This is a genomic window from Phytomonospora endophytica, assembly GCF_014202425.1.
GTDB lineage: Bacteria > Actinomycetota > Actinomycetes > Mycobacteriales > Micromonosporaceae > Phytomonospora > Phytomonospora endophytica.
Genome location: NZ_JACHGT010000023.1, coordinates 28,810 through 43,172 on the forward strand (window position 1 = coordinate 28,810; position 14,363 = coordinate 43,172).

The window sequence follows — 14,363 nt, forward strand, 5'->3', positions numbered from 1 at the left end:
CGTGTCTCCGGGTTCGGGCGGGTCAGGTGAGGCCGAGCTCGGCGATGGACGCGTCGGCCGCGCCCGGGAAGGCCGTGAGGATCTCGACGAGGTGGTCGGTCATGAGTTCGGCCGCGTCGGCGTCGAGGGCGCCGGTGGAGTATTCGAGGCCGAGGACGTCGCCGCCGGGTGCGGCGGTGACGGTGAGTTCGAGATCGAACTTGGGTTCCAGGCTGATCGGCCCTATCACGGCGGTCCCGGCGTGCTCGCGTGGTGCGTCGCGGTAGGCGAGCATGACGCGAAGGAGGTCGCGTGGGGCGGGGTGCCCGTCGGCGGTCACGGCGGTGAGCAGCTCGTCGAAGGGCAGCACCTGGTGTTCGAAGGCGGCCAGGACGGTGTCGCGCACCTCGCGCAGGAGCTCGCGGACGGTCGCGGTGTCGGCCGGGCGCACCCGCAGGGCCACGGTGTTGACGCCCATGCCGACGACTCCGTCGAACTCGCCGACGGCGCGGTTGTCGACGGGCGTGCCGATGACGAGGTCCTCCAGCATCGTGTACTTCTGCAGCAGCACGGCCAACGCCGCGGTGTAGAGCGCGAAGGGCGTCGCGCTCTCGCCGGCGGCGAGGACGGCGAGCGCGTCGCGGACCTCGGCGGGCAGGTGGCGGACGGCGACCCCCAGACGGGTGGGGCCGCCGTCCGCGCTCATGGCGAGCACCACCGGTGCCGGCGGGTGGGTGAGTTCTTTGCGCCAATAGGCCAGGTCGGCGGTGGTGTCGTGGGCGGCCAGGGCGCGGGCGAACGCCGAGTACGGGGTGGCCTTCGGTAGGGGTGTGCCGTCGAGGTGGGCGGCGAGTTCGGTGTGGAAGATGTCGAGGGCGGCGCCGTCGAAGGCGATGTGGTGGGCGTCGACGAGCAGGACGTCGTGCTCGGGGCCGTGGGAGAGCGCGGCTCGGATCAGGGGCGGGCGGTCCAGCGGGAAGGGGCGGGCGAAGGCGCGCAGGAGCGCGGTGGGCTCGCCGGTGGCGTCGGTGGTCTCCAGTTCGCAGCGGGCGCCGGGGACCGGGGACTGTTCGAAGCGTCCGTCGCGGACCTCGTAGCGGCTGTGGAGGGCCTCGTGGCGGGCGGTGAAGGCGGTGAGGAATCGCGCGAGGGAGGCCTTGTCGGCGCGGCCTTTGAAGGCGACGGCGAAAGGCACGTTGTAGGCGAGGCTGCCGGGGTGGCGTTGCTGGGCGGTGTAGACGCGCACGGTCGCCGCCGACATCGGCGACGCGGTGGTGCCGCCGGTATCGGCGGGTGCGCCGGGTGGCGGCAGGGGCGCGCGGGCGGACAGGATCGCGTGCAGGGCCGCCGGGGTGGCCGCGGTGAGCACGTCGCGGATGGTGGCGTCGAGGCCCGCCCTGCGCAGTTCGCCGACCAGCCGCATCGCCTTGAGTGAGTCGCCGCCGTGCTCGAAGAAGTTGTCCTCGGCGCCCATGGCCGGGCTGCCGCAGGCGTGGGCGAAGGCCGCGCGGACGGCGTCGAGTCCTTCGCCTGCTTGCGGGGGTGGGGCGGGTTGTGTTCGGGGTGCGAGCCTTTCCAGGGCGCGGCGGTCCACTTTGCCCGACGGGGTCAGTGGCAGGTTGTCGAGCCGGCGCACCTCGGCGGGGACGGCGTAGGCGGGCAGCAGGGCGCCGAGGGCCGTGCGTGCCGCCGCCGGGTCGAGGTCGGCGGCGCCGACGACGAAGGCGACCAGTTCCCTGGCTCCGGCCGTGGAGTCGCGGGCGATCACGGCCGCCCGGTCGACGCCGGGCAGTGTCCGCAGCGCGGCGGACACCTCTTCGGGTTCGACGCGGAATCCGCGAACCTTCACCTGGTCGTCGGCGCGGCCGAGGTAGCCGAGGGTGCCGTCGCCGTTCCAGGCGACCAGGTCACCGGTGCGGTAGGCGCGGCCGGTGCCGTGGAGGTCGACGAAGCGCTCGGCGGTCAGGTCGGGGTCGTTGACGTAGCCGAGGGCCAGGCCGTCGCCGGTGATCCACAGTTCGCCGGGCAGTCCGACACCGCGCGGCCCGTCGTCGCCGATGACGTGCACTCCGGCGCGCGGAAGCGGGCGGCCGATGGGGATGTCGGTGACGTCGCGTTCGATGCGGTGGGTGGTGGCGAAGGTGGTGGTCTCGGTGGGGCCGTACCCGTTGATCAGCACCGTTGCGTGGTTGGCGGCGTAGAAGCGCCGGACGTGCTCGGGTGAGAGCCGCTCGCCGCCGATGAGCAGCTCCGCGAGGGGCTCGAACACCGTGGGGTCGGCCTCGACGTGGAGGTTGAACAGGGAACTGGTGAGCCACATGTGGGTGACGCCGTGGCGGCGGATCGCGGTGCCGAGCGCCGCGGTGTCCAGTTTGGTCTCCAGGTCGTCGAGGACGAGTGTGCCGCCGTTGAGCCAGGCGCCCCAGATCTCGAAGGTGGCGGCGTCGAAGTCGAGGGCACCGGTCTGGAGGATGACGCTGTCGCCGGACAGGCCGACGTAGTCGACGTCCTCGACCAGCCCTGTCACCGCCCGGTGCGCGACGGCGACGCCCTTGGGGCGACCGGTGGTGCCGGAGGTGTACATGACGTAGACGGGGTCCTCGGGGGAACCGGGCACGGGCTCGCAGACCCCCGGCGCGCCTTCGGGATCGACGACGAGCCCGGCGAACGGCTCGGTGAGCGCGGTGTCGGCGGCCGTCGCGACGACCGCGCTCGCGCCGCTGCTCGACACCAGGTAGGCCAGGCGCTCACGCGGAAGCGCGGGATCGAGGGGTACATAGACGCAGCCCGCCTTCACCACACCGAGCAGGGCCACCAGGGACGTGACGCTCTTGGTGGCGGGGACACCGACGCTCGCGCCGGGCGCGACTCCCGCGTCGCGGAGGGCGCCGACCACGCGGTCGGAGGCCTCGTCGAGCTGCGCGTAGGTCACGACCTGCTCGCCTTTGACGAGCGCGGGCCGATCGGCGCGGGCCGCGGCGACCTTCCGGAAGGACACGTCGACCCGAGTGCGCGTACCGGTCGCGTCGCCGGGCGGGCGGACCTCGCCGGGGAGCAGGGCCGGGATCGCGTGCAGGGCCACGCCCGGATCGGCCGTCATCGCATCGAGGGTCTGGGCCATCCGGCGCAGCAGCAGGGTCATGTCGGCGCGGGTGAGGCGGCGCCCGTCGTAGAGGACGGTCAAGGCCTCCTCCCCCGCCACCAGGGTCACCTCGGCGTCGGTGCGTTCGGTGGAGGCTTGACGCAGGCGCAGACCCGCCGCCCGGGTCCGGGACCGCGCCTGCGACTCACCTTCATGGACGTAGAGGGCGTTGAGTTCACCGCGACGGCGGCCACCGGCCCGCAAGGCACCCGTCAAAGGGCCACGCGCACGCGCGAAAGTGTCCAGGGACTGCCGGTACAACCCGCCGATCAGCTCGGCGGCGGTCGTCGCGGCGGTGGCCCGGGCCCGCACCGCGACGGTGTTGATCACCAGGGCGGCGGTCTCGGCTATCCCCGGGACCGGCAGGTCGCGTGCGGTGACGACCTTGCCGTAGACGACGTCACGGGCACCGGCGTACTGCTGGAGCGTGACCGCGAAAGCGGCTTCGACGACCGCGCTCGCCGTCACCGACAACCGCTCGGCGAGACTCGCCACCGACACCGGCACATCCGGGGCGAGCGGGACGCTGACCGATCCGATCGCGGTCTCATCCGAGCCGCGCGAGCGCCACCGGGCCGGCGGCGGCGCGTCCTCATCGGACAGCAGCGCCGACCAGTACGCCTCGTCGACCTCCAGTGCGGCCCAGGCCTGGGCGCGGATCGCGTCGCCATAGCGCCGCACCACCGCTTCGACGTCGACGTCGGCGGGGACGCGCCCGGCCCGGTGCGCGTCGTGGCGGTCGACGAGCTCGCCGACGATGAGGTCCTGCGACCAGCCGTCGAGGACGAGATGGTGGTAGGTGACGATCAGCACGGCGGCGGTGCCGCAGGTCGCCCAGGTCAGGCGGACCAGGGAGTCGTCGTCGGTGCCGAAAGGACGGAGCCGCTCGGCGCGAACGGCCTCGTCGAGTGCCTTCGGGTCGTCGACGGTGAGCACCGTCAGCGGCGGCTCGGTCCCGGCGGTGACGACGTGCAGTTGCCGCCCGTCGTCGGGCGCGGTGAGCACCCGCGACCGCAGCGCCGGGTGCGCGGCGGCGAGGTCGGCCAGAGCGGCTCGCAGCGCCTCGGGCGACAGGCGGTCGGGCGTGGTGTCGTAGATCTGCTGGACGACGTAGGCCGTGCCGTCGTCGTCGCGGGCACGGCTGTAGGCGATGCTCTGCTGCATCGGGGTCAGTGGAAGGACGGCCTCGACGGGCCCGGTCCGGGCGAGGACGTGGCGCCACTCCGCCGGCGCCCGGTGCGGGTCCGGTCGCCAGGCGAACGGTTCCCAGCCGTCCTGGCGCCACGGGTCGGCAGCGGCGCATGTTGTCGTGGTCAGGTCACGGGCGGCCTCGGCGATGGTGCCCCCGCCGAGCAGGCTCGCCGGTGGGAGTGCGGCTCCCTCCCCGCGCAGTGCGGCGGTGACGAGGACGGCGTTGAGGGAGTCGCCACCCAGGTCGAGGAAGGTGTCGTCGGCGAAGACGGGGTCGGTGCCCAGGACACCGCCGACGGCGGCGGCGAGCAATTCCTCCCGCTCCCCGGTGGGTGCCAGGCCGCCGTGGCGGGGGCGGCGTTCGACGAGTCGCGCGAGGGCCTTGCGGTCGAGTTTGCCGTTGGCGTTGCGGGCCAGCGCGTCGACACGGGTGAAGGTGGCGGGCACCATGTGCGCGGGCACGGCCTCGGTCAGGTGCGCCCGCGCGCGGGTGACCGTCGCCGGCTCACCGGTCACGAGCAGTGCGTGCAGGGACGTGGCGCCTCCGGTGGTGATCGCGCAGCAGGCGGCCCGGTCGACCCCCGGCAGGCCCGCCAGGGCCGTCTCGATCTCGCCGAGTTCGATGCGGTGGCCGCGGACCTTGACCTGGTCGTCGGCACGGCCGAGGTAGTCGAGCTCGCCCGAGGGGAGCCACCGTCCGATGTCGCCGGTGCGGTACATGACGCCGTCGCCGAAAGGGTCGGCGACGAACTTCTCGGCGTGGAGTTCGGGGCGGTTGAGGTAGCCCAGGCCGACGCCGGTTCCCGCGACGCAGATCTCGCCTGGTGCGCCGATACCGGCCGGGCGGTCGCCGGGGCCGAGGACGCGGACGGTCACGCCGGTCAAAGGCCGCCCGACGGTGATGCGCCCGACGTCGCGCGGCACGGGCGTGGCGGTGGCGAAGACGCTGGTCTCGGTCGGTCCGTAGAGGTTCTCCAGCACGGCCGCCGAGCCGTGGGCGGCGGCGGTGCGGTGGAACTTCTCGGCGACCTCGGCCGGGAGGGCCTCACCGACGGAGAAGACCGTCCGGAGCGGCGCGAGGGTGGTGCGCTCCCCGGCGAGTTCGCAGAACAGGTCGATGACGCCCGGGACCATGCTGGCGAGCGTGACGCGGTGGCCTTCGACGAGGTCGACGAGGGCGCCGACGTCGCCGCCGGCGGGGGCGATGACGATGGCCGTCCCGGCGGCGACGGGGAGGAGAAGCTCGGAGACCGAGGCGTCGAAGGAGAAGCGGGTGTGCCACAAGACGCGGTCGGCGGGGGTCAGGCCGAAGCGTTCGGCGAGGCCGAGGACGAGGTTGGTGACACCGGCATGGGTGAGGACCGTCCCTTTAGGACGGCCGGTCGTGCCGGAGGTGTACATGACGTAGACCGGATCCGACGGCCGCGGTTGATGGGCGGGCACCGGTCCGGGCGCGCCGGTCCCGAGCTCGGCCAGCGCGAGGACCGGGGCGTCGGCGGTGAGGTCGTCGAGGTCGGTGACGACGACGGCCGGGGCGACATCGCCGAGGATGAACGTGCGCCGGGCGGGCGGCTCCTTCGGGTCGACGGGCACGTAGGCGGCGCCGGTGCGCAGGATCGCGTACAGGGCGCAGACGGTGCGGGCGCCCGGAGACGCGCAGATCGCGACGCGGTCGCCGCGACCGGCTCCGGCGGCGGTCAGGCCGCGGCTCATCGCGTCGATGAGCGTGTCGGCCTCGGCGTAGGTGAGGCGGGTGTCGCCGTCGATGAGGAAGGTCGCCGACGGGTCGCGTCCAAGGGCGCGGTCCCACAGCTCGGTGAAGGTGGTCGGCGGGTGCGCGGGGGCGCCGCGGCCGAAGGTGTCCAAGACGAGGTGCCGCTCGCTCGCCGGGACGGGATCGACCTCGGCGCAGCGGGTATCGGGCGCCAGGGCGGCCACGCGGGTGATGCGCGCGGCGAGGACGGCGGCGAGGTCGACGGGGTCGCCGGGGCGTCCGGCGTGGACGGTGACGCCGGCCTCTCCCCGGGCGTGGCGGAAATCCACGCCGACGGGCCCCGGGGTCACGGGTTCGGCGTCGAGGTCCCAGGTGGTCACCAGGTCGCCCGGCGGAGCGTGGACGGCGGTGGCCAGGTCGGCGAGGGTATCGGCGTCGGCGACGCGCAGACTGACCGGCGGGCCGTCGGCGATCCGCACCGTCACCGTGTCCGATGTGGACAGTTCGGCCAGCACGAGGGCGGTGGCGGCGAGCAGCGCCTCCGGTGACGGGGGCGCCTGTCTCACGGCGTGCCGCCGGGTGGGAGCGCCACGCGGGCGCGGCGATCGGCGAGCAGCGCTGAGAATCCCGCGAGGGCGACACCGGCGAGGGCGGCGGCGAGCAGGGCGGTGTCGGTGGCGATGAGCCCGGTGCCGGCCCAGACCACGGCTCCGGCGAAGACGAAGGCGTAGTGGGCGGTCACGGCGGCGGCCACCGAGGCGGTCCGGTGGCGCAGGACGCCTGCGGCGAGGCCGAAGACGGCGCCGACGATCGCCAGCGGGACGGTCGGCTGGACGATGGCGAACAGCAGCGCCGACACCGCGACCACGGCCGGTGCCGACAGCCCGCCCGTGCCGAGCCGGTCGGTGATCACACCCCGGAAGAGCAGTTCGACGGCGACGGGGTGCAGCACGGCGAGCAGCACGAGCGCCGTCGGGGTGGCGGTCAGGGAGTCGAGTCCGGTGTCCTGGGCGCGGGCGGGGACGACGAGCCATCCGCCGCCGGTGTCGAGGAGGCGGGTGAGGGCGAAGTAGGCGAGTTGGAGGCCGGTGACCACCGCGAGGACCCAGACCATCAGGTTCCGGTCCAGTGCTGCCGCTCCTGCCGTGGGTGCGCCGAAGGCCCGCCAGCACAGCAGCAGGACGATCGCGTCGACGGCGATCCAGGCCCAGGGGGAGGCGGTCGGGGCGGTGGCGCCGATCGCCTGCGAGATCGCCGGTCCGGTGATCTCCCCGGCCGTGCGCCACTGGTCGACGGCGGTGCGCACGGCGGCGATCACGTATCCGGTGACGGCGACGGCGGCGAGGTAGCCCAGGGCGGTCAGTGCCGAGATCAGGACCGCCGAGACGCCAGGACGCATCGGTCCTCTTCCTTTCATCGGAATCGCCGGGCGCGGATGGTGAACCCCAGGACGAGGACCGCCGAGGCGCCGAGCAGGAGGGCCAGCGGTGTGGCGAGGGTCTGGACGCTCGCGCCGTTGACGGCGAGTTCACCGGCGTTGAGGTACCAGTGGGTCGGGAGGTAGTCGCCGACGCGTTGCAGCGCGTCGGGCATGATGTCGCGCGGCCACAGCGCGCCGCCGATCATGAGCATCGGCAGGTCGATGAGGGAGTTGACGGTGGCCGCGACGATCGTCGAGGGCGCGAAGCGGTAGACGAGCATGCTCTTGGCGACGCAGAAGGCGGCGAAGCACAAGGTCGCGGCGATGACGCCGCCGACCTGGCCGGGTGTCGAGCCGTAGGTGATGCCGGTGGCGAAGGGGATGATCGCCAGAACCGCGACGAGCTGCACGGCGGCGATGACGCCCATGCTGGCGAAGTACTGCAGGAAGTACGACGACTGCCGTAGCGGGGTGGTGCGCACGCGGTCGAAGACGCCGCGTTTGCGGTCCTCCAGCAGCAGGCCGGCCGCCGAGCCCATCATCATCATGAGCCCGAAGGCGAGGTACCCCAGTGTGGACACCGCGCGGGAGACGTCTTCGGCGCTGCCGTCGGCGAAGTTGGTGTACTCCGCGTCGTACTTCTGCGTCAGGTATTCGCGCAGTCCGGTGTCGAAGCGGGCGGCGTCGCCGTCGGCGGCGGTGCCGACGGCGTTGACGCCGTTGAGGAAGGCGCCCACCCGGGCCTGGAGGGAGTCGGTGCGGTTGTTGTCGCCGCGGACATGGACCTCGGTGGCGGGCGCGTCACCGGCGATGACGGCGGCGGTGTGCCCGGCGGGGAAGACCACGAGCATGTCGTAGTCGGCCGCGAGCAGGTCGTCCTGCCAGGTGCCGGGGTCGGCGACGGGCACGATGTCGCTGTCGCGGCCGAAGGTGTCGGTGAAGGCGGCGGTCAGGGCGGTGCCGTCCTCGTCGTGGACGCCGATGACCCAGGTGGCCTGCTGGGAGCTGATGGCCACGATGCCGATGTTCAAGGCGATCGGGATGAGCAGCAGGTACACCCAGCTGGACTTCTTGCCGAGCATGCGGCGCAGGTTGTTTTTCAGGATCGTCATGCCGTCTTCCTCCGGCTCATGAGGACGCCGACGACGCCGAGGACGGCCACGACGGCCCACAGGACGCCGACGTTGCGCCAGGTCGTGGCGAGCTGGTCGCCGAAGATGGCGCCGAACAGCGCGTCGCGGGCATAGGTGTTCGGCGAGATCTGTTCGGCGCCGCCGAAGCCGGTGGCGATGAATCCGCCGCCGAGGAAGGTGAACCCGATCAGGCACACCTGGATCAGGCCGGTGGTCTTCTTCATGTCGCCGGTGGCGAGCATCAGGGTCATGCCCAGCGCGATCGCCAGCGCGCCGAAGCTGAACACGACGAGCATCACCACGGGTATGTCACCCCAGCGCACGTCGAGCAACACCCCGGTGATCAGGACGTAGAGGCCGCCCTGGGCGAGGGTGACCAGGCTGAAGGCGGCGAGTTTGCCGGTGAACATCTGCCAGGTCCGCTGGGGCGCCAGCCTGGTCCGGGACGCCAGCGCCCCCAGGTGCTCCTCGCTGACACCGAAGGACCCGAACTCCGCGCCGAACAGCAGCAGGAACAGCAGCATGCCGACCGCGTAGTAGGTCAGGGCGGTCATCTCCCGGGTCTGCCCGACGGTCTCGACGTCGAGCGCGGTGCCGGTCAGTGCCCCGTCGGGGAGGGTCTCGCCGAGGGCGTCGACGGCGCGGGCGGTGTTGGCGCCGTAGTTGAAGCCGTCGACGACGGCGCGGACGATGATGGCGTCGACACCGGAGTACTTCTCGCCGTAGACGTGGACGGTGGCGTGCCCGCCGCCAGCGGCCAGGTCGGCGCTGTAGTCGGCGGTGACGTGGAGCAGCGCGGCGAGTTCGCCGTCGGCGACGCGGCGGCGGCCCTCGTCGAAGGACGCGACGTCCTCGAAAGTGGCGACCCCGGCGAAGGCGGGGGTGGCGGTGAGCTGCTGGAAATAGGCGTCGCCGCCGGTGCCGGCGTCCTCGGAGAGGTAGCCGACGGCGGCCTTGCCGAAGTCCTCCTGCTGAAAGGAGGAGCTGAACGCGGTGCCGAGCACGAAGGTGATGCCGACGAAAAGGCCCAGCCGCATCAGCGGGGTGCGCTTCTCCGCCCATGCCTTGAGCAGGGCGAAACGGAAGTGGGTGAGGAGGATGCGCATCGTCTCAGTCCCGCAGCTTCTTGCCGGTGAGGGTCAAAAACACCGTCTCCAGGGACGGGCGGCGCTCGCCGATGCTCTCCAGGGTCAGGCCGAGGGCGAGGACGCGGGCGGCGAGGTCGTTGAAGTCGGCGTCGGGCGGCAGGCGCAGGACGACGGTGGAGCCTTCCACGTCGGTCTCGGCCGCGGCGAGCAGGCCGTGGCGCAGGATCTGGTCGGTGGCGTCGCGGGCGGCTTCGGGGCTGGGTGTCTCCAGGAGTACGACGCGTTCGTCGGTGTTGTCGCGGATGACCTTCTCCAGGGCACCGTCGGCGACGACCTTCCCGCCGTCCATGATGACGACGCGGTCGCAGAGAGCCTGGATCTCCTCCATGTAGTGGGAGGTGTAGACGATCGTGGCGCCGCCCGCGCTCAGCGTGCGCACCGAGTCGAGGATGTGGTTGCGGGACTGGGGGTCGACACCGACGGTCGGCTCGTCCATGATCAGCAGCTTCGGGTTGTGCACGATGCCGCAGGAGATGTTCAGGCGCCGCTGCATGCCTCCGGAGTAGGTCTTGGCGGCGTCCTTGCGGCGGTCCCACAGGCCGGTGAACTCCAGCGCGTCGCGGACGGCGGTGTCCAGCGCGCGGCGGCGCAGGCCGTAGAGGCGGGCCCAGTAGGTGACGTTGGCCAGGCCCGACAGTTCGGGGAAGAACGCGTACTCCTGCGGGACGAAGCCGATGGCACGGCGGGCCTCATCCGACAGGCGCCGGGTGTCCTCGCCGAGGATCCGGACCTGTCCGGTGTCGGCGGTGACCAGCCCGAGCAGGAGGTTGAGGGTGGTGGACTTGCCGGCGCCGTTGGGGCCGAGGAGGCCGACGGTCTCGCCTTCGCCGATCGCGAGGCTGACACCGGCGACGGCCTTGGTCGCCTTGAAGGACTTGCGCAGGTCCTCGGCCTCAATGATCACGGACGGTCCTTTCGGTTGCGGCGGTCGCGAGGCGTGCGTGCACGTCCGCGGCGACGGAGTTCACCAGCGGCTGGTCGGTGTAGAGGAAGAAGTGGTCGCCGTCGGCGGTGCGGTAGTCCACGCCCGCCGTGGTCAGCTCGTCCCACGCCGACAGGCGGGTGTGGTCGACGGTGGCGTCGCGGCGGCCGTTGACGATCGTCATCGGGCAGTGCACGTCGGCGGCCCGGGGCGTCCACGCATAGGTCTCCGACAGTGCGAAGTCGGCGCGCAGGACGGGCAGGAACAACTCGCGCAGGCCCGGGTCGGCCAGGGCTTCGCGGGTTCCGCCGCCGTAGACCTCCAGGGCGGCGATGAACGCGTCGTCGTCGGCGATCTTGTGCAGTTCGGTGGTCTCACGGTCGGCATGGGGTGCCTGGCGGCCGCTGAAGACCAGGTGACCGGGCAGGTCGTCGGTGCGTTCCCGCAGCGCGTAGTAGGCCTCGTAGGTGATCAGGGTGCCCATGCTGTGTCCCCAGATCGCGTAGGGGACCCCCGGGCGGCGCAGACCGAGGATGTGTTCGGCGACGTCGGCGCCGGCCGCGACCGCGTCGGTCGTCAAGGGCTCACCGAGGCGGGGACCGCGACCGGGCAGCTCGATGGGCTGGACGTCGATGCCCGCCGGGAGCAGCCGCCGCCACTTGTAGAAGGCGGTGGCCGACCCGCCCGCGTGGGGAACGCAGAACAGCTGTGTGGCGGTCACGAGGCCCTCCCCTTACTGCGGCTGGCGGCGATCATCCCGAGGATCATGCGGGCGCGCTGGTGGAGCTTGAGGGGCACGGGGTCGACCCAGCAGCGCACCCGGTTCATCCGGTAGCGCGGAAGGCGGATCATCCGGCGCGCTCCGGGCGGGAACAGGGCGGTCATCTCCGGTGTCGCGCCCTGCGCGAAGGCCGCGGCGAGCTCGCGGACGCCGCGTTTCCCGGCCGGGACGGACGCGCGGCGGCCCCGGGTCGTGAGGTCCCTGCCCTCCCAGAGGTTGTCGGGGTGGGGAGCGTCGGACAGGTAGGCGCGCAGCGCGTCGACGAGTCCTTCGCGATCACGTGCGGCCACGGCCAGGCGGAAGCGGCCGTGCTGGTACTGACGGCAGCTGCTGGTGTGGCAGAGCGCGGCGAAGTCGCCGTCCTTGGCCTGTTCGGCGAAGGCGAGATCGGCGGTGATCTTGGCGTGGAAGGAGTCGGCGTCGGTCGCCGAGACGCAGTAGGGCAGCTCGCCGTGCTCGTCCTCGCCGTCGCCCACCGGGGCCTCGACGGGGTCGGGTGCCGGGCCGACGGCCAGGAGGGTGTTGCTGCCGCCGAAGCCGTAGCAGTAGACGACGCCGAGCCGTTTCCCGTTCGCCGAGGGCTCCCAGTCGCGGGTCTCGGTGGGCACGTAGAAGGGGGTGTCGATGAGGTTCATCAGGTCGGTGGGGGTGTCGAAGTGCGGCACGGCCGGGATCTTGCGGTCGCGCAGGGCCTGGAGCAGCACGGTCAGGTTCGCCACGCCGATGGCCGAGTGGAGGTAGCCGAGGTTGCCGGTGAGGGCCGTCAAGGCGCAGAACTGGCTCTTCTGCGTGAACTCCCGCAGCCCGTTGGACAACCCGAGGGTCTCCAGGGCCTCCTCCATGGCGTGGGTGTAGCCCTCGGCGATGAGCAGGCCGACGTCTTCGGCCTCGACGCCGCTGGAGCGGATCAGGTCCTCCATCGCGCGGGCGACACCGCTGGGGGCGGCCTGGTCGAACTTGCCCTCGCTGCCGTTGTTGTTGTGCGACCAGCCGTGGATGACGCCGTGGACGGCGTCACCGTCCTCGATGGCCCGGTCGAGGCGTTTGACGACGACGAAACCGGCGTACTCCCCGTGGAAGGAGCCAACGTTGCGGCGGTCGAAGAGCTTGGTGACGCTGCCCTCGGTGGGCGCGACGAACAGGCCGGGACTGTTGTAGACCCGCACCGGCGTCAGATCGAGGTAGAGCCCCCCGGCCAGGGCGGTGTCGCAGGACCCGCGCCGGACGGCCTCACACGCCGAGATCATCGCCGCCATCGACGAGGGGCAACTGGCGTCGATGGTGTAGGCCGGGCCGCGCAGATCGAAGGCCAACGCGACCCTGGTGGCCATGCCACTGGTCCAGTTGCCGAGCATCTCGCTGACCGGTTCGGCGTAGTGCGTGGCCTTCATGGCCAAGCCGAGATAGGACTGGAGCTGGTCCTTGGTGTAGTTGAAACCGACGTAGACGCCCGTGCGGTGCCCACGGGAGTACTCCCCCATCAGCCCGGCGTCCTCCAGCGCCCGAAACGCCGTCTCCAGCGCGATGCGCCCCTGCGGGAACAGATGCGCCCCGGCGTCGGCGTCGAAGCCGAACAGGTCATGGTCGAAGCGCTGGATGTCGTCGATGTAGGAGCCCTTGGCGAACTGCCGGGGCCGGGCGCACATGCCCGGCGGCGCCACCGGCGCGACCTGCCGCCCGCGAACGACGGGCGCACGGCGGATCGTGCTGCGCTCCTCCCGGACGGTCCGCCAGACCTCCTGGTAGTCGTCGGTGTCGAAGGCCCGCGCGCCCATCCCGATCACGGCGACGGGAACACGCTCGTTGAGCTTGCGCAGGATCTTCACGGCCGTCTCGCGTGAGACCGATCCGTCGCGCAGACCGTTGAGGACCAGATCGGCGATGTCAGGCTGCACGGCGGAGTTCTCCCGTCTGGCGGAAAGCGGCGTAGGCATGGACGTCGGCGCCGCCGATGCGCCGCACGGGCAACAGCAGCTCGCCCTCCAGCGCACGCAGCGAGGCGTCGATCTCGTCGGGGCTGTGTCCCTTGTGGAGGCCGTTGTCCATCCAGCAGCGGGTCAGCGTGCGGATCACCGCGGCGTCGGCGCGGGAGACCACCGGCGCCGGGTCCTCGCTCAGCCCGGCCTCGGCGATCAGGCGCTTGACCCGGCGGGCCAGCTCGTTGACCGCGGCCCGGCTCTCGGGCGTGCCACGCCGGTCGCGCGTCCCGGCGATCTCACCGAGGACGCGCTCGGCGAGGAAACGGGCATTGAAGTACTTGCCGATGTTGAGGTTGTCCAAGACGACATGGGCGTTGCGCGGCACGTCGAAGGCACCGAGCACGACGTCCTCGGGCAGCAGCGGCCGCACCGCGTCGGCCAGCACGGCACCCGGCCCGATCTCCAGGACCGTGTCGGCACCGGCCGCACCGATCCGCTCGACGAGGGCCGCGGCGTCGATCGGAGCGCCACACGTCAAACCGGCGGCGGTGCGCAACATCCCCGGACGGTCCCGGGTCGGCGCCGGACCGCTCGCCTCGAACACATCGCGGGCGATGCGCCGAAACCACTTCCCGCGCACCCGCTCACCGCGCACGACACGCAGCGCGTTGTCCAGTTCGAGACCACCGGCCACGACCAGCGCGGCGAGATAACCGACGCCCTTGCCGACGAAGACGTGCCCGGGAACGCCGTAACGCTCCCGGAAGGCACCGTAGAAGCCCACACCCAGCGCGAGCACGGCCGTGGCCCGCTCGGTCTCACCGAGCTCGCGGGCGTCGGGGCCGCCGTACCAGATCGCGTCCTCCAGCACCGTCGTCAGCCGCCGGTCGTGTTCGCGGACGGCCTCCCACACCGCGTCGTTCTGCTCGAAGAGTTCGAGGCCCATCCCGACGTGGAAGGAGTCCACGTCGGGGAACAGCACCGCCAGTCGCACGTCGTCGTCTCCCGGTTTCC

General features: G+C 72.2%; 8 protein-coding genes. All 8 read right to left on the reverse strand.

What is annotated here, in order from left to right:
- Positions 1 to 22: 22 nt before the first annotated feature.
- From HNR73_RS36410 to HNR73_RS36445, 8 genes are read right to left on the reverse strand one after another with little or no spacing between them, the layout of a single operon-like run.
- Positions 23 to 6,592 carry a non-ribosomal peptide synthetase gene (locus tag HNR73_RS36410; RefSeq protein WP_184792621.1) on the reverse strand — a complete coding sequence of 2,190 codons (6,570 nt, stop codon included), beginning with the start codon at positions 6,590 to 6,592 and terminating at the stop codon, positions 23 to 25.
- Positions 6,589 to 7,425: a CPBP family glutamic-type intramembrane protease gene (locus tag HNR73_RS36415; protein ID WP_184792622.1), complete on the reverse strand. Its 837-nt coding sequence runs from the start codon at positions 7,423 to 7,425 to the stop codon at positions 6,589 to 6,591. Before HNR73_RS36415 ends, HNR73_RS36410 begins: the two co-directional genes overlap by 4 nt.
- Before the next feature lie 14 nt (positions 7,426 to 7,439).
- Positions 7,440 to 8,558, reverse strand: coding sequence for an ABC transporter permease (locus tag HNR73_RS36420; protein WP_184792623.1), 1,119 nt, complete (start codon positions 8,556 to 8,558; stop codon positions 7,440 to 7,442).
- Positions 8,555 to 9,685: an ABC transporter permease gene (locus HNR73_RS36425; protein WP_184792624.1), complete on the reverse strand. Its 1,131-nt coding sequence runs from the start codon at positions 9,683 to 9,685 to the stop codon at positions 8,555 to 8,557. The genes HNR73_RS36420 and HNR73_RS36425 overlap by 4 nt, the downstream gene beginning before the upstream one ends.
- Before the next feature lie 4 nt (positions 9,686 to 9,689).
- Entirely contained in the window at positions 9,690 to 10,631 is a 942-nt protein-coding gene (locus HNR73_RS36430; RefSeq protein ID WP_184792625.1) for an ABC transporter ATP-binding protein, read from the reverse strand.
- Positions 10,621 to 11,370, reverse strand: a complete 750-nt coding sequence (locus tag HNR73_RS36435; protein WP_184792626.1) for a thioesterase II family protein — start codon at positions 11,368 to 11,370, stop codon at positions 10,621 to 10,623. Before HNR73_RS36435 ends, HNR73_RS36430 begins: the two co-directional genes overlap by 11 nt.
- Complete coding sequence (locus HNR73_RS36440) at positions 11,367 to 13,325, reverse strand: beta-ketoacyl synthase N-terminal-like domain-containing protein (RefSeq protein WP_184792627.1); 1,959 nt, start codon at positions 13,323 to 13,325, stop codon at positions 11,367 to 11,369. Before HNR73_RS36440 ends, HNR73_RS36435 begins: the two co-directional genes overlap by 4 nt.
- The gene (locus HNR73_RS36445) at positions 13,315 to 14,343 is read right to left on the reverse strand and encodes a hypothetical protein (RefSeq protein WP_184792628.1); all 1,029 of its coding nucleotides are present in this window, start codon (positions 14,341 to 14,343) and stop codon (positions 13,315 to 13,317) included. Before HNR73_RS36445 ends, HNR73_RS36440 begins: the two co-directional genes overlap by 11 nt.
- Positions 14,344 to 14,363 lie beyond the last annotated feature (20 nt).